Annotated in this window: 20 protein-coding genes; 12 read left to right on the forward strand and 8 right to left on the reverse strand. The window is 45.6% G+C overall.

Features of this window, described 5'->3' with window-relative positions:
• Nucleotides 1-174: 174 nt before the first annotated feature.
• Entirely contained in the window at nt 175-399 is a 225-nt protein-coding gene (locus NXX38_RS24725) for a winged helix-turn-helix domain-containing protein (protein WP_004296847.1), read from the reverse strand.
• 311 nt (nt 400-710) lie between these two features.
• On the opposite strand from NXX38_RS24725, the gene NXX38_RS24730 reads away from it, so the two are divergent.
• A complete protein-coding gene (locus NXX38_RS24730; protein WP_258981523.1) occupies nt 711-1,568 on the forward strand; it encodes a GyrI-like domain-containing protein in 858 nt (285 codons plus the stop codon).
• 64 nt (nt 1,569-1,632) lie between these two features.
• On the opposite strand, the gene NXX38_RS24735 is transcribed toward NXX38_RS24730, so the two are convergent.
• From NXX38_RS24735 to NXX38_RS24745, 3 genes are all read right to left on the reverse strand, one after another.
• On the reverse strand, nt 1,633-2,004 hold the full coding sequence (locus NXX38_RS24735; RefSeq protein ID WP_004296844.1) for a VOC family protein: 372 nt from the start codon (nt 2,002-2,004) through the stop codon (nt 1,633-1,635).
• A 94-nt stretch (nt 2,005-2,098) separates the two neighbouring features.
• Nucleotides 2,099-2,902, reverse strand: a complete 804-nt coding sequence (locus NXX38_RS24740) for a helix-turn-helix domain-containing protein (protein ID WP_234133036.1) — start codon at nt 2,900-2,902, stop codon at nt 2,099-2,101.
• A 598-nt stretch (nt 2,903-3,500) separates the two neighbouring features.
• Nucleotides 3,501-3,713, reverse strand: a complete 213-nt coding sequence (locus tag NXX38_RS24745; RefSeq protein ID WP_007837487.1) for a hypothetical protein — start codon at nt 3,711-3,713, stop codon at nt 3,501-3,503.
• Nucleotides 3,714-3,778: 65 nt separating this feature from the next.
• Here NXX38_RS24745 and NXX38_RS24750 point away from each other — a divergent pair, with 65 nt between their 5' ends.
• Nucleotides 3,779-4,363: a hypothetical protein gene (locus NXX38_RS24750; protein WP_005816332.1), complete on the forward strand. Its 585-nt coding sequence runs from the start codon at nt 3,779-3,781 to the stop codon at nt 4,361-4,363.
• A gap of 15 nt (nt 4,364-4,378) precedes the next feature.
• A complete protein-coding gene (locus NXX38_RS24755) occupies nt 4,379-4,561 on the forward strand; it encodes a hypothetical protein (RefSeq protein WP_004319908.1) in 183 nt (60 codons plus the stop codon).
• Nucleotides 4,562-5,294: 733 nt separating this feature from the next.
• Here NXX38_RS24755 and ltrA read toward each other — a convergent pair.
• Both ltrA and NXX38_RS24765 read right to left on the reverse strand, forming a co-directional pair.
• Nucleotides 5,295-6,797: a group II intron reverse transcriptase/maturase gene (ltrA, locus tag NXX38_RS24760; protein ID WP_007897400.1), complete on the reverse strand. Its 1,503-nt coding sequence runs from the start codon at nt 6,795-6,797 to the stop codon at nt 5,295-5,297.
• A gap of 561 nt (nt 6,798-7,358) precedes the next feature.
• Nucleotides 7,359-7,544 (reverse strand): hypothetical protein, encoded by a 186-nt coding sequence (locus NXX38_RS24765; RefSeq protein ID WP_005816330.1) that lies wholly within the window; start codon nt 7,542-7,544, stop codon nt 7,359-7,361.
• Between the two features lie 36 nt (nt 7,545-7,580).
• Between NXX38_RS24765 and NXX38_RS24770 the strand changes: the two genes are divergently transcribed.
• Entirely contained in the window at nt 7,581-7,967 is a 387-nt protein-coding gene (locus NXX38_RS24770) for a single-stranded DNA-binding protein (protein WP_004319910.1), read from the forward strand.
• 355 nt (nt 7,968-8,322) lie between these two features.
• Here the strand turns inward: NXX38_RS24770 and NXX38_RS24775 are convergent, their stop codons facing one another.
• Nucleotides 8,323-8,637: a hypothetical protein gene (locus NXX38_RS24775; RefSeq protein ID WP_224204806.1), complete on the reverse strand. Its 315-nt coding sequence runs from the start codon at nt 8,635-8,637 to the stop codon at nt 8,323-8,325.
• A gap of 882 nt (nt 8,638-9,519) precedes the next feature.
• Here NXX38_RS24775 and NXX38_RS24780 point away from each other — a divergent pair.
• The 6 genes from NXX38_RS24780 to NXX38_RS24805 all read left to right on the forward strand — a co-directional run bounded on the left by NXX38_RS24780 (nt 9,520) and on the right by NXX38_RS24805 (nt 12,357).
• Nucleotides 9,520-10,074, forward strand: a complete 555-nt coding sequence (locus tag NXX38_RS24780; protein ID WP_005816324.1) for a hypothetical protein — start codon at nt 9,520-9,522, stop codon at nt 10,072-10,074.
• Nucleotides 10,075-10,082: 8 nt separating this feature from the next.
• On the forward strand, nt 10,083-10,313 hold the full coding sequence (locus NXX38_RS24785) for a hypothetical protein (RefSeq protein ID WP_004319914.1): 231 nt from the start codon (nt 10,083-10,085) through the stop codon (nt 10,311-10,313).
• Nucleotides 10,314-10,360: 47 nt separating this feature from the next.
• Complete coding sequence (locus NXX38_RS24790; protein ID WP_007837478.1) at nt 10,361-10,717, forward strand: helix-turn-helix domain-containing protein; 357 nt, start codon at nt 10,361-10,363, stop codon at nt 10,715-10,717.
• 53 nt (nt 10,718-10,770) lie between these two features.
• Nucleotides 10,771-11,196 (forward strand): single-stranded DNA-binding protein, encoded by a 426-nt coding sequence (locus NXX38_RS24795; RefSeq protein ID WP_005816321.1) that lies wholly within the window; start codon nt 10,771-10,773, stop codon nt 11,194-11,196.
• Nucleotides 11,197-11,315: 119 nt separating this feature from the next.
• Entirely contained in the window at nt 11,316-12,071 is a 756-nt protein-coding gene (locus NXX38_RS24800; RefSeq protein ID WP_005816319.1) for a ParA family protein, read from the forward strand.
• A 7-nt stretch (nt 12,072-12,078) separates the two neighbouring features.
• Nucleotides 12,079-12,357 carry a plasmid partition protein ParG gene (locus tag NXX38_RS24805; protein ID WP_005816317.1) on the forward strand — a complete coding sequence of 93 codons (279 nt, stop codon included), beginning with the start codon at nt 12,079-12,081 and terminating at the stop codon, nt 12,355-12,357.
• 306 nt (nt 12,358-12,663) lie between these two features.
• Here NXX38_RS24805 and NXX38_RS24810 read toward each other — a convergent pair whose 3' ends face one another.
• Nucleotides 12,664-12,915, reverse strand: a complete 252-nt coding sequence (locus NXX38_RS24810) for a hypothetical protein (RefSeq protein WP_225494525.1) — start codon at nt 12,913-12,915, stop codon at nt 12,664-12,666.
• Between NXX38_RS24810 and NXX38_RS24815 the strand changes: the two genes are divergently transcribed.
• The gene (locus NXX38_RS24815) at nt 12,909-13,475 is read left to right on the forward strand and encodes a hypothetical protein (RefSeq protein ID WP_005816315.1); all 567 of its coding nucleotides are present in this window, start codon (nt 12,909-12,911) and stop codon (nt 13,473-13,475) included. The genes NXX38_RS24810 and NXX38_RS24815 overlap by 7 nt on opposite strands.
• Before the next feature lie 3 nt (nt 13,476-13,478).
• The gene (locus NXX38_RS24820) at nt 13,479-13,970 is read left to right on the forward strand and encodes an SLOG family protein (RefSeq protein WP_005816313.1); all 492 of its coding nucleotides are present in this window, start codon (nt 13,479-13,481) and stop codon (nt 13,968-13,970) included.
• Nucleotides 13,971-14,173: the final 203 nt, after the last annotated feature.

Below are 14,173 nucleotides of genomic sequence, written 5' to 3' on the forward strand. Positions count from 1 at the left end.
ACGATTCGACATTTTTATACGTTTATTATATTTAAAAGAGTTGCCCAATAATAGGGCAACTCTTTTAAATATAAAACTTCTTAAGTTCAAACTAAACTTGTGATACCTTATACGGACATATTCTTACTTATAAGTTAACGGAACTTCTAAGATATTCACTCACAAAACCTGCTATTATCCAAAGCTGAAGGGAAAAGCGCTTTCATCAGATAAAGCAATTAATCCATTTTTCCGTTGGATACAAATTTTGTTCTCCCGTGCCAACCAACCGGCGGCCAATGCTGTACTTTCTACGCTTAGGTTTAATCTTCTCGCCAATTCAGGTATTGAAATTTCACCAATTTCTTTCAGGGCATACCAGACCTTTCCGGCATTGTTCCCTACAATCGTTTTATCCATGGCTATTTTTATTAATAATTCGGTTACAATATAGTCATTTCAACAATAGTTTACAACAAAACCAGATTTTTTATTTTAGTTTTTGACATTATTTAAAACAAGAAAATCAATTTCGCAATTAACGGTTAAAAACTCGGTCATAGTTCATACCATAACACTACTGGAAGGCACATTATATATCAAAATAAATTCTCAAAACAGGTATAGGGAAACCATAGAAAGAAAATAGAAAGTTGACATTTCCGCAATATCGGACAAGTCATTTCGCTTTTTTACCAATACCTTTGCGAAGTGAAATACCAAAATTAGTTATGCAACAGAAAAAAACAACGAAAGAAGAATATCAAAAGTGCGTAAATGTGGTAGTGGAATACATCATCCAACATTTAGGAGAAGATATTGATTTAAAATCTCTGGCCAGAATTTCAAACTTTTCTCCTTTTTACTTTCACCGGATCATGAAAGCTTTTCTCGGTGAACCGATTGGTACGTTTATTGTCCGGACGCGGACAGAAGCTGCCGCACGCCTACTCCGCTACTCGGATATTCCGATTGCCGACATCGCCTACCGGATTGGCTACTCATCCCCTTCTTCGTTGTCGAAAGTGTTCAAGCAATTTTATGGCATTTCACCTTTAGAATATAGAAACAATAAAAACTTTGTAATTATGAAACCAGCGATTATCAGGCCAGACCTGGAACTAAAAAAAGAGATCAGAAATGTCTCCGAACGGAATGTGATTTATATCCGCCTTACAGGCGACTACAAACTGAATGATTACGGCGGCACTTGGGGACGTTTATTCCAATTCATCAAAGAACAAAAACTGCCGATGGGAGATTTCAGTCCGCTTTGCATTTACCACGATGATCCGAAAGTGACGCCAGCGGAGAAACTGCGTACAGACGTATGCATGGTGATGCCTGTAAAAGTTACGCCCAAAAGTGATGTGGGATCTAAGGTTATCCCAGCCGGACGTTATGCCATCTTCCTTTACAAAGGACCGTATGACAATCTGCAAGCTGTGTACGATACGATTTACGGAAAGTATCTGCCCGAAATGGAATGTACGATACGTGATGAAGCTAGTGCCGAACGCTATCTGAACAATCCATGTGACACTCCTCCCGAAGAGTTGTTGACGGAGATCTATATTCCGGTAGAATAATCCGGATAAGAGGACGAAGGAACAGCAGTCACTTCCAGACAGGCTGTTCCCTCTTCCCTACCTCCTATTTTTCAGCATAGACGCCAATCCTGTTTCCTTCACTATCCGTGAATACGGCAAACCATCCTTTATCGTCTGCCTCAATCTTTGTTTTGGGAATGACCACTTTCCCTCCTTTCAGAAGCACTTTTTCCAACGTCTGTTCGATATCCTCACAGTTGAAATGGATAAGTACGCCATGCGTTGAAGGAAGAAAGTCGAAGTTTGAAGCATAAGATATTGCACCGACGGTTTCACCTTCTTCCGTGAAACAAGCCATTTTCTCTGTTTCACATTCAAAAGTCGGAAGTTGCACACCCAACACCGTTTCGTAAAAATCGACAGCCCGACGGAAATCGGTAGCAGGAATCTCAAAAAATGCAATTAATTTTTTCATTTCGTTTCTTTTTTATGGTTACTACTAAGCCTTTGCAAAGACATTGCAAAAGTAGGGTAACCCGAGGAAGCCCAATAGGAAAAAAGAGACATCTTTAGAGTTCAGAGAAATAATCGGAATAAGGGGCACATACAGAAAGATACTCCGCAGGGGTATAACCGGAAAAGAGTTTGAATTCCTTTATCATGTGAGACTGATCGGAAAAGCCACATTCATAAGCCACTTGTACGAAAGGAACAGTAGCATCCTGTTGCAGCATGAATAACGCCCGTTGCATACGGATAATACGAATAAATTCTTTGGGAGTAGTACCGACATAATCGGTGAAGATACGCCCGAATTGCTTGCTGCTCAAACAGGCTGTCTCCGACAAATGAGAAATGTTGATTTGCGGCCGGAGATTTATTTCATGGAAAACAGCAGACATGCGCTTGAGATTATACTCGGGAAGAGTGTATAAACGACGAAGAAAAAACTGCTCTATCAACCGAATACAAACTGCATTACGAGAAGTATCCGTGACCTGTTTTACTAAGTCCGACAGTTCTGCATCTTCCATCGCACCGGTGTCTACATTCTGTCCGCGGAACAAATGACTGGGTATGTGAAACAATGCTTTTACCGCATAAGGTTGGAAAACAACAGTAATCATCTCTATCCTGCCTGTAGACATCACATCCGAGAAACCGACCGATTGTCCGGAAATAAAGGATTGGGGTTGCAGCTCCGACTCGCCCGACAAAAGAAGTTGTTTCCCTTTATGGAATACCAGTTGCATGCAGCCAATAGGCAGAGTCCGTTCGGAAACAGGGGCTATTGAGTCGTCTTGCAATATCCAGTAATGCCGTATATAGGGAGCCAGTGCAAAACAGGGTTTTATCAATTGAAATGATTGCATATAACAAAGATATTATTTCTTAATCCAAATGCAAAAGTAAAACTCCTGTTTAAAAGGGAATAGTAAAAAAAGGACTTCTTTACTTCCTCAAATATAAAGTATATTGATAATCAGTTAGTTACTGTTATCAAGATACAAATGATATGCAAATGTAAGTATAAAACCATATAGAAAAAGTACAAATGGACATTACTTTGTATGATAACATCCTTTTCTACAGATTAAGGGTTAACACAATGTTATACTACTGATATTCAGCATATTGAAGCTGTTCTTCCTTGCATTCAACAAAGAGTGTTAAATTATATTAAATCCTACAGGGCAATTATGATTCGTGCAAAGATAATATTTTGCAGTCAAAGGAAGAAAGACTTCTTGAACCACTTCTATGGTTCTATACTTCTGTTTCTGACGTAAGCTGACCCGTACGGTTTTCGGGTTTTAGACGGACATATATACAGTTTACTTTAGGTTAGCATATATATAAGAGCTAACCAAGGTAAACTAAAGTGTTTTTGTCCTGTAGATACTGCACTTTGTGGACTCTTTTCTCCTTTGACTGCAAAAACCTCTTATAGCCTTATCTCCACCTATAACGTCACTTCACACTGCTGTACCATGCAGTCTGCCATGTACCACCCCATCGGGCTTTGATAAGAATTGTGTTGCAAAGGTACCTGTCATGGCGTTCATCCTGCAAGGTCGGTGCCTGTGGTTTGTCCGTGAAATCTCCACGCTCTGATTGTGGCAGAGGTAGTATTTGACGGCAAAACCTTGCATTGATGAGCCATAACACCTTTTGGGGCAACATAATTCTTTAATCAATCCCGATGGTAGTTGGTTCTACATAAGGGAAGAAAATAAAAATTTTATCTTATGGCTAACATTTGCGACACTCAGTACAAGGTGACAGGCTCACGCAAAGCCGTGGCAGACCTTTGGAACACACTCCAAGAGTTGGAGGTGAACAGTAATAATGTGTATCTGTATCTCTTGGCAGAACACTATGGCATTGACTACGAGAAGAAAGGCATCTCGGTGAGAGGACACATCTATTGGGCAGAGTATGAGGAGAACGTGGAAGACGATTATGCCCTCTTGTCCTTTGACACCGAAAGTGCTTGGTCTTCATGCGACTTGTTCTTTGAGGAGGTGAACAAGGCACTTGGCGATGAACTTTCAATCAGTTGGCGAGAGGTTGAGCCAGGTTGCGACATCTTCTATACGCACGATGAGAACGACTTCTTCCCCGAAGAGTGCTACGTCACTGCATACGGAGAACTCTTTGAGGATTGTGAGGGTGCTTACTCCACCTTTGGTGATGCTATCAAGTTGTGGTGTGAGAAGACTGGTGTCTCACAGGACGGAAGAAGCGAACAGAAGATGATTGACTTCATCAATGAATACGAGTATGAGGCAGAGGACACGAATTTCTGCATCAATCCAATCACATTCGGCTAACAAGGAGGAACGGATATGGCAACGATAGACATGGAGCAGTTGGACGGCGTTGTAGGGTGTTTCTGCACCTTGCTTTATCCCCGAAGAGGTCAGACAGAGGGAACGATTGTCGAGGACTTGGGTTGTGAGGTCATTGTCCAGCTCATCAACGGCAAGGAAGTGACGGAGTACAAGGATGATGTTGTCATCTGTGAATAATCAGGAGAGAGTCTGTTGGCTATGTGGCTTGCAGACTCTTTCTTCCTTTGACTGCAAAAACTCTTTTAGGACAATCCTCCAATGAGGTTATGGCTGTTGTAACTGAAATACCTTGGGAGCAAGTTGTGCGGTTTGCTCACTTGCTCCAGTCCTGTTATAGAAGCGATGCTTCGACACCTGTATAGCGATACGTCGCCAAAGTCCCTTCGCCGTTTTAAGCGTCTCTGTACCTTGTTATAGGAATGGTCATTTCGCCTTTTGGTTTTACTCGTCTGTCTTTTGCGACTCTTCCTTGTCGGACACAGAACTTGGTCTTAGCATGATGACAGTGCTATCGCCAATCCTCTGATGTCTGTCCTCTTTTGGCTTGATGCCTCTATTGCTAAGCTGACCCTTAGGCTTGTCGTTCATCGTGCATCAGTGTTCATGCTCCTCACTCTTCTGATGATACAGCTGTAAGGTCGGATTTCCCGCTTCGTTTCTCCAGGCATACAGCCATAGCAGTGCCCCTGTCTGTTGCATACGGATTGCCTCCTTGCTTACAACCTTTGTTCCATTGTTTGGCCCCGTCTTTTTCTGAATTGAGCTATTTGAAAGCCACTTATTTTCTAAGTAGGTCTGCGGGGTTTCCCCCGCTTTCCCCTTCAAGAACCGTGCATGCGACTTTCACCGCACACGGCTCGTGTAATTCTTTTAATTATCTCTCGTTCTAAATAATCGGCTCTGTGTGCTGTCATGCACTGCATTTGAGCGGGCGTGTACGGCTTTTTGTTTCTTGCCGTTGCTTGAAGTATTCGTCGTATCGTGGGTCAAACGGATTGGCTTTCGACCTTATCTTCGTGTAGCGGAGTATCGGTGTGTGGGTCAGTTGGATAAGGCGATAGATTTTCTCCTTGCCTTTCTTATCCTTGCCCTTTGTTCCAAATATCCATCCACGTTTCCCGTCGTGTTGCCAATACTTCTTCTCTATCCACTTCAACGACTTGTCATGGTGTCTTCTTATCGACCATCTCCTCAGTTGGAGGAAGATTATGTGGTCGAGCTTGGAGAACACCTCCTTCGAGGACACATATCTGTAATAGTTCGCCCAACCGCTTATCTTGGGGTTGAGTTTGCCAATTACATCCGTCTGCTTGGCTGAGCGCATTTTGTATATTACTTCATGTGTCGACTCCGCAAACTTCTTCTGATTCTTCTTGCTCGGTTTAATCAGCAACATGCCGTTGCCATATTTCCGTATGTTGAAACCGAGGAAGTCAAAACCATCCTTGATATGTGTTATCAGCGTCTTTTCCTCTGAGAGTTCCAAACCTCTGTCCTTTAGGAATACGATTAGCTCTGACTTTATCTCTTCAAGTACCTCCTTCGTATCGCCAGTGACGATGAAGTCGTCTGCGTAGCGTACGAGGTTTACCTTGTTGGAGTAGGTCTTGCCGTTGTCCCTTCGGGTTGAGTGTTTGGCTACCAATGCTTCCATCCCATCAAGTGTGATGTTCGCCAATGTCGGGGAGATTATTCCGCCTTGGGGTGTCCCCTCGTCGGTCATGTGGAACACATTCTTTTCTATCACTCCCGCCTTAAGCCACTTGCGGAGCATTTCCTTGTCGATTATGACATTGTCAAGCAACCATTCGTGGCTGATATGGTCGAAGCATCCCTTTATGTCACCCTCAAGCACCCATTGAGCCGAGGTCTTCTTGTGAAGGCACTTGTATATCTGGTCTGTCGCATCCGCACATGAGCGGTATTTGCGAAAACCATAGGAGTTGCCGTCGGCAAGTGTCTCTGCTATGGGTTCAAGTGCCATTAGGAAGAGGGCTTGCATAGCCCTGTCCTTGATGGTAGGGATTCCGAGCGGGCGCATCTTGCCGTTTTTCTTCGGGATGAAGACACGGCGAAGAGGCTTTGGCTTGTAACCCCTCGTTGTCAAAGAGCTGATGGCTTTGTAGCGTCTTATGGGAGTGAGCCAGGTTTCCTTGTCAACCCCAGCAGTGCTACCGCCCGAGTTTGATGTCACGCGTCTCACTGCCAATGCCTTGGCGGAGAACGAGCTAATCAAGATGCGTTGGAGAGATTTCACCTTTCCAATGCGGTTTGCCTTTAGAGCCTCTACTATTCTGACTTGCAGCTTGCGTACCTCCTTCTCACACGACACCCAGTTGATGGTCTGCCATGCGGTCAGTGCGGCTGAGGATGCACACTTGGCTTGCGCCTCGTCCAATTGTCGTTTCTTCATTTACACAAGTTCTACATTTCATTTCGTAGCGAATTACCTGATGGAAGTCTGCCCGCTTTCGCGTGGGGTGATGTCCCAACCCCTATCCCCGCCATTACAGAGGGGCATTCGCTTTCTCCATCGTCATTTACCTACAAGCCGTTCGGTTGCTCTTGCGATTGACTTACCTGTTCCCATAATGAGATGAGGAGACCTATAGGCTTACCATGTTCCGTACGGATAACTTCGACTGATTTAGGACCCGCCTATCCACCGGTGGAGCGACATCCGTGTGGCTATTAGATAAACATAGCCAACCTATCCACTTGCCGTTTTGGCATGGCTCATAAACATCCGTGAGCCAATTCTTTGTCACGATGGTTGGTAACGGCGGTTACTTTACGTTGTCCTTGTCAGTCAGCCTAACAGCTGCGTCTTGTGATGTTCAAGACCTCGCCATATTGTCCCGAAGGCTTCGCACCCAGTCGTTGCCAACTACGCACGCTTCGGTAGGCTACTCTTAACGGAATAAGAGGTTCATTAGTTTCAAAGAACAATTATCTGTACGACTTCATGTCGCAATTACCATGCAAAGGTAGCGTGATGCTGCGAAGGACTTCCTCCTTCTTGTGTGGCCGCTATCGCTGTGACCAATAAAATAGTGCGTAATCTTCCTTTTTCTCCCTTACCGCCAACGACAAAAAGAGTATTGCGAACGATTTTCATGGTGCTTCCCACATGGTGCCACATCCCTGCTTTTGAATGCATGTAAAAATTAAGTTTCACTTTTAAATTCAATTCAAAATGAAAAAGATCGAGAACAACTTCACAGTTTCAGGTTTCGTAGGTAAGGATGCAGAAATCCGTCAGTTCGCAAACGCCAGCGTAGCACGCTTCTCATTGGCAGTAGGCCGTCAGGAGAAGAACGGCGAGGAAACCAACCGCGTATCGGCTTTCATGAATATGGAGGCATGGCGCAAGAACGAGCACACCGAATCATTCGACAAGCTCACCAAGGGCACGTTGCTCACCGTCGAGGGTTTCTTCAAGCCAGAGGAGTGGACAGACAAGGATGGCGTGAAGCACTCCAGAATCATCATGGTTGCAACCAAGTTCTACGAGTGTCCCGACAAGGAGGAGACTCCTGCGGAAGAGCCGGCCAAGCCAGCAACCAAGAAAGGCAAGAAATAGCCTTTCCTCTCCATAACAAGGCGACCTTCGGGTCGCTTTTGTTTTGCTCAGGGACATCAATCTGCTGTTATAGCGTGTGATAATCTTCTCTAATAACAACCATGTGCATTTATTAACCATAACGGCAACGCCGTCTTCCTTTATTCTAACCACTTCGTCCCTCACCATTTGCGAAACGTCACCAAGATGGTTGGCATACAGATATTCCCGGCTGATGGCGACAAAGTCGCTATTAGCCAAGAAAGACAGTATGCCAAGGTCTGAACGCGAGAGGACTGCCATCTATGCCACAAGATGCCGAAGCCGAGGCTTCTGATAATTGTGTCCTTTACTGGCTATCCACTCGCCTTGATATTCAGACCGTCAATCTTGCGACAGCTTCACTACCCACCCACACCTGCTTTACTATTCTTCTTCTCTTTGACTGCAAAATATTTTCTGTTATAAGCGGTGGTTTCGTCCAAGTGCGTTGTATCGCTTCGCCCCACACCTTCAGAACGGCATTACTGTACGGACACCGCACGAATCCCATGTGACAGGCAGCCAACAATGTCACTATCAGAAACTGACACTTCTGATAACTGCCTTTATTGCTGTCTGGCTGTCCCATTATCGGGCTTCGGCAATGTCCGTGTAATGCCATTCTGCCCACCCATACCACCTTTACCACTAATCAACTGTTTTACAATTTCTCTTCTGCTATACAAGAGGCAGTTCTTGTCCACTCAGGCATATTGAATGTGGCAGACATGTCTGCTACGTCCAATCTGCCTCAGTGTCCTGCGGCAAGGACAAGGCACATTTGTCATGCTGACAGGAGTGCCCGATTTGTCCGTTGCGCAACTGTCTCTTCTTGCCTGATATACGTTACTATCTACTTCTAAATTATACTGCTTTGCCCCACGCCTTTGCGAAGCGTTACATGGTCTGTCGTCATACAGACATCCTTGGCTGATGGCAACACGTTGCTATTAGCCAAAGCTGACAGTATGCCGAAGTACCGACGCGAGAGAATTGTCTGTCCGTGCTACAAGCTATCAAGGCTGAAGCTTTGATGACTTGCATCCCGGTCAGCCAACACACTCGCTTTATGTCGGTACAGCAGACCTGCAAACACTTCACTGCCCACCCTTACTGTTTCAATCTTTCTTCTTACCTCTTTATATATAACACATCATTCCTCTTGCAGCCAATATCAATAATCTTCTTCCAATCAGCGCAGTGGTAGGCATATTTCCTGCAAAGTTAGCCGCGTCTGAGACAATCGTCAAATTCTGCTTGAGGTCTTGTGACTGTGAACAATCTTCCTTTTCCTCGGAAAAGAGTATTCTTCACACATAATTTGTCTTTATGTCTTTTCTTGCGGCTTGTGGGAGCAGAAAATATCCCTCCACAGGCTGAAAGGTCTCGAAAGGAGGGAAGAGAAAGAAACGGTTAAGCGAACGCAGAGGGAATTTATTCACTATGCTGAGCGTAAGTTTCTTCAACGTAGTTAAACAAGTCCAGCGACATGGGCGACAAACTTATTTGTATCACTAAAAATAGAAAGGCAATGAAGATTATCATCCTGCATGATGCTGACGCACGCATCGAGTATCTTGACGTAGCCGACCACCTTCTCGGCTCAGACATCGAGGAGTTCCTCACCAGACAGGGCTTCTCAGTGAACAACATCACATGGCTTGTCACATCGGCAGACCATATCCCAGTGGTTTACCACAAGTATGACATCGACTGCAAGACCGGCGAGGCAACCCACACCAAACGAGAGGCAGAACTGCAAGACCTCACTATCCACGGACAACTCCAGGCATTGCAGCACCGGGAGCAGGACGAGCTGAAAGCGGCTCTTCGCAAGTACGGCACGGAGGTGGACGGAGGCTTTGAGGTGCATTTCGAGGGAGAGCAGCCCATCGTGGCAGGTTATCTCTTTGACGAGCCTCGTGACATCGTCATAGACGCAGCACGTTTGGATGCCGACGGAAACTTGTCGCTTCTTGGAGAGGACAAGGAAGTGAGGGATGGACAATACGACATAGAGCCAAGCGACATATTTGGCGGTCAGTTGGACTATGTCACGTCGAGTATAGGTGCATGGATGAAGTAGGAGCATGTATGACCCAGTGCATCGTATATGACGAGACGACCAAGGAGAGCGAGACCTTTTGCTCATTGACCGCAGCCAAGAAGTGGATGCGAGAGCGCATCAAACAGAAGCATGAGGTAAGCGGACAGAAGTACAGAGTCTATTCCGACGGAGAGTTTGTTAATTGCGGCTCTATCAGTCTCACAGGCAGCAACAAGTCTTTTGTCGCCAATACAAGGCAGACGAAGAAAGGATATTAATAACAAGGTAACGGCAAGCCTAACCAACTTGCCACACATATATTGATATGGAAAAGCAAATATTGAGTTTTAATGACTTGCCATCAGCATTGTCATTAGTAATAAACAAGCTGGAGATTTTAGAAGAAAAGTTTTCCACACTAATGACTCAAATTCAGCCCGATAAGGGATTGGAATGGCTTAGTGTTTCCGAATTGAGTGAGTATCTCCCTACCCATCCAGTTGAACACACAATCTATTGTTGGACAAGCAATAAACAAATACCATTCCATAAGAAGGGGAAACGTATCATGTTCCTCAAATCTGAAATTGATGAGTGGATGCAAGATAACAAGAGTAGGTCACGAGCAGAAATTATGAATGAAGCAATAGCTTATGTTCAATCAACAAGAAAAGTCATTTAAATAACAAGGTAACGGCAAGTCTAACCAACTTGCCACTATAACATTTTCACATTATGATTTACACTCACACTATCGGACGCATCGGAGCAAAGGATTGCCGCGTCATCACAGGTACACACGGAACATTCATGGCTGTTGACATCGCAGTGGACGACTACAGTAAGGGCAAGCAAATCACCACTTGGGTAAGGGTGAAGAGCAGCAAGGAGAACCATATCCGTTTGGCTGAATACCTCACCAAGGGTCGTATGGTGCTTGTGGAAGGCACACTGACTTCTTCCATTTGGACAGACCGCAACGGAGAGAACCACATACAGCATAGCATCATAGCTGACTCCATCGCCTTTGTCAATGCAGGGAAGAAGGATGCAACCGACACACCTGCAACAAAGGCACGCAAGGCAGCCAAGGCAGAGGGCGAGGCTCCCGTACCGCCAGCCGATGCACCGCAGGACAAGAGCGAAGACCTTCCCTTCTGAGGGTAGTATCAACTGAGAGTAGTACGTACTAATCGTAGTAAATCCGCTTTTACTATGGTTAGTATGTACTATCAGTAGTAGAATAGTAAAGTAGTATTCACTAATAGTAGTATCATGTTATGACACAGATAATTGCAGTATTAAATCACAAGGGTGGTGTAGGGAAAAGTACGACCGCAGTAAGCCTTGCGGCAGCTCTGCAACTGAGTAAGAAGAACGTCTTGGCTATTGACATGGATGGACAAGCCAACCTCACGGAAGCCTTGGGATTGTCCATCGAGGAAGAACAGACAGTCTATGGCGCAATGTGTGGACAGTACACCTTGCCGTTGGTCAAGTTGCACAACGGCATCACCGTCTCACCCTCATGCCTTGACCTGTCTGCGGCTGAGTTAGAGCTTATCAGCGAGCCGGGACGGGAGCTTATCTTGAAGGGACTTATCACCAAAGCCATCGCCAAAGAGCATTTCGACTACATCATCATCGACTGTCCACCGTCATTGGGCTTGCTGACCTTGAATGCCCTCACCGCAGCCGACTACATCATCATCCCTGTTCAAGCGCAATACCTTGCCATGAGAGGTATGGCAAAGTTGATGGACATCATCCGCATCGTTCAGGAGCGGCTCAACTCCAACCTTAAAGTGGGCGGCATCGTCATCACCCAGTTCGATCGCCGCAAGACGTTGAACCGAAGCGTGAGGGAAATCGTCAATGACAGTTTTCACGAGAAGGTTTTCAAGACCGTCATCCGTGATAATGTGGCTTTGGCAGAAGCACCCATCAACGGCAAGACTATCTTTGAGTATAATCCCAAATCCAATGGTGCCAGTGATTATATGTCTTTGGCAAAAGAAGTGTTAAACTTAAAATAGCATAGCCATGAGCAAGAGCAGTATGTTGAAAGAGGGAATGAAAGGCGGTCTCAACGGACTCCTTTCTTCCACAAAGAAGCCGAGTAAGGAGCAGATAGTCACAGAAACTACACCAGCACCACCTGTGTCTGTTTCTGAGACTACCGAAGTGCCGGTGCATTGCAATTTCCTTATCAACAAGAGCATCCACACGAGGATGAAGTACCTCGCCATCAAGAAAGGGATGTCCTTGCGTGATATTGTCAATGAGGCAATGACAGAATACCTAAAGCGGCATGACACATGAGTGCCGCGCGGTATCATCGCCGAACAGACGATGATACCGCTATCTCTTCTATAAACAGACTTTACTATCCGTAGTATGGTAGTAAAAACTATTCGACTATTATACTATTCGTAGTCGATACTACTTTTAGAAAATACTATCCAACTCATTTTTAGGGCAATAGTTTTCTCTGCTTGTAGGACTGTCTCCATGCTGATAAAAGGCAATGTCGTTCCCTATTACAAGATTTTCTCTTTTTCCCTCATATCAACTATCGTCCTTCCCCATATACAGCTTCGCCCCACGCCATCCCGCCCGTTTCCTCTTTTACATAACAGATTTCTTTTCGCCTGCCTTGCCGCTGCGGATATTGTTTTGCAAAGGTAATGCTGGCGATTGTTCAAACACCAAATCGTCCATTGCATTTGACCGAAAAATCTTCCTCTGCGTGCAGAGCGTATTTTTCGCTCCCGATTTGGCTTTTTGATCGCCATCACTCTTGGAAAGCAAAAAATATCCCTTGGGCAGGCAGGAAAAGCCTCCGAAATAAGGGAAGAAAAAACATAAGAGCAATGGCACACAAGAATGACTATCAAATCCAAAAGCAGTTAGACAAGCCTCAGACTTGGTTCTGCAAATACTATCCCGCACGCATCCGCAATGTGGGTGAGAAGGAGATTGCCGACAGACAATTAGTGTTTGACTTCAAGGACGGAAGAGCCTACGAGGAAGTGGCGCAGCGCACCGCAGAGAATATGCTGACACTCTACGGCAAGGGTTGCGTGAACATCGTCTTCGCCCCCGTTCCAGCATCCACAAGCGAGAGCAACGAACTCCGCTACAAGGCTTTCTGCCACAGGGTGTGTGAATTGACAGGAGCGGAAAACGGCTACGAGCACGTGAGGGTATGCGGAGAGCGTAAGACCATCCACGATAACCGCAAGAACGAGGATGAAGTCCGCAAGGCGAATGTCGTTGAGTTTGATGAGCCGTTCTTCGACAACAAAATGGTGTTGGTCTTTGACGATGTGATAACCAAGGGTCTCAGCTATGCCAAGTATGCCAACCAACTCGAAAGGCTCGGGGCATGTGTTATTGGCGGTATGTTCCTCGCACGCACACATTATAAAGTAAGGTAAAGTATGACAAAGTACGACAAGGCAGTGTCCGTATGCTTCAGCGGACACCGCAGCGTACCTTTCGCCAAGCGGAGGGAGTTGAAGCAATGTCTCAAATCGGAGATAGCCAAGGCGTATGCCGACGGCTACCGGTATTTCTATTGTGGCATGGCAATGGGATTTGACCTGCTGGCGGCAGAAGCCGCCCTTTCGTTGCAATGCGAGTTGAAGGACTTGCAGGTGATAGCCGTTGTGCCGTTCCGTGGTCAGTCTGACCGGTGGAGCAAGGAAGAGCAAGCCAAGTATGATGCCATCCTGCGCATCGTGGATGACGTGGTCGTATTGAGCGAGCAATACTACAATGGCTGCCTTCTGAGGCGCAACGACTATATGGTCAACCGCAGTTCACGTCTCATAGCCTACTTCGATGGCAATCCCAAGGGCGGCACGTTCTACACCGTCAGAGAAGCCAAGAGGCAGGGATTGGACATAGTGAATCTTCATAATAGTGTATAACCCATAAAACAGAAAATGCTTATGGACGATATTGTTGCAATCATCGTTTGCTACTTCGTGTTCGGAGCTTTGGGCAATGTGCTCAGAGCTTTGTTCGGCGGAGAGAGACGAAACGACTTCCGCCGTGACCGCTAAGCGTCTTTAAACCAAGATACGCTGACAGCCATACGTCTGCACCTTACCCCAAAAAGATGCAGCGGATA

The sequence above is a fragment of the Bacteroides sp. BFG-637 genome (genome assembly GCF_024793605.1).
Taxonomy (GTDB): domain Bacteria; phylum Bacteroidota; class Bacteroidia; order Bacteroidales; family Bacteroidaceae; genus Bacteroides; species Bacteroides vicugnae.

What these genes read in the sequence shown, in the direction of transcription:
- NXX38_RS24725 (WP_004296847.1), bottom strand. Translation starts at nt 399, where the DNA reads ATGGATAAAACGATTGTAGGGAACAATGCCGGAAAGGTCTGGTATGCC.
- NXX38_RS24735 (WP_004296844.1), bottom strand. Translation starts at nt 2,004, where the DNA reads ATGAAAAAATTAATTGCATTTTTTGAGATTCCTGCTACCGATTTCCGT.
- NXX38_RS24730 (WP_258981523.1), top strand. Translation starts at nt 711, where the DNA reads ATGCAACAGAAAAAAACAACGAAAGAAGAATATCAAAAGTGCGTAAAT.
- NXX38_RS24795 (WP_005816321.1), top strand. Translation starts at nt 10,771, where the DNA reads ATGATTTACACTCACACTATCGGACGCATCGGAGCAAAGGATTGCCGC.
- NXX38_RS24785 (WP_004319914.1), top strand. Translation starts at nt 10,083, where the DNA reads ATGACCCAGTGCATCGTATATGACGAGACGACCAAGGAGAGCGAGACC.
- NXX38_RS24790 (WP_007837478.1), top strand. Translation starts at nt 10,361, where the DNA reads ATGGAAAAGCAAATATTGAGTTTTAATGACTTGCCATCAGCATTGTCA.
- NXX38_RS24755 (WP_004319908.1), top strand. Translation starts at nt 4,379, where the DNA reads ATGGCAACGATAGACATGGAGCAGTTGGACGGCGTTGTAGGGTGTTTC.
- NXX38_RS24765 (WP_005816330.1), bottom strand. Translation starts at nt 7,544, where the DNA reads ATGCATTCAAAAGCAGGGATGTGGCACCATGTGGGAAGCACCATGAAA.
- NXX38_RS24750 (WP_005816332.1), top strand. Translation starts at nt 3,779, where the DNA reads ATGGCTAACATTTGCGACACTCAGTACAAGGTGACAGGCTCACGCAAA.
- NXX38_RS24770 (WP_004319910.1), top strand. Translation starts at nt 7,581, where the DNA reads ATGAAAAAGATCGAGAACAACTTCACAGTTTCAGGTTTCGTAGGTAAG.
- NXX38_RS24745 (WP_007837487.1), bottom strand. Translation starts at nt 3,713, where the DNA reads ATGTTGCCCCAAAAGGTGTTATGGCTCATCAATGCAAGGTTTTGCCGT.
- NXX38_RS24815 (WP_005816315.1), top strand. Translation starts at nt 12,909, where the DNA reads ATGGCACACAAGAATGACTATCAAATCCAAAAGCAGTTAGACAAGCCT.
- NXX38_RS24740 (WP_234133036.1), bottom strand. Translation starts at nt 2,902, where the DNA reads ATGCAATCATTTCAATTGATAAAACCCTGTTTTGCACTGGCTCCCTAT.
- NXX38_RS24780 (WP_005816324.1), top strand. Translation starts at nt 9,520, where the DNA reads ATGAAGATTATCATCCTGCATGATGCTGACGCACGCATCGAGTATCTT.
- NXX38_RS24800 (WP_005816319.1), top strand. Translation starts at nt 11,316, where the DNA reads ATGACACAGATAATTGCAGTATTAAATCACAAGGGTGGTGTAGGGAAA.
- NXX38_RS24805 (WP_005816317.1), top strand. Translation starts at nt 12,079, where the DNA reads ATGAGCAAGAGCAGTATGTTGAAAGAGGGAATGAAAGGCGGTCTCAAC.
- ltrA (WP_007897400.1), bottom strand. Translation starts at nt 6,797, where the DNA reads ATGAAGAAACGACAATTGGACGAGGCGCAAGCCAAGTGTGCATCCTCA.
- NXX38_RS24820 (WP_005816313.1), top strand. Translation starts at nt 13,479, where the DNA reads ATGACAAAGTACGACAAGGCAGTGTCCGTATGCTTCAGCGGACACCGC.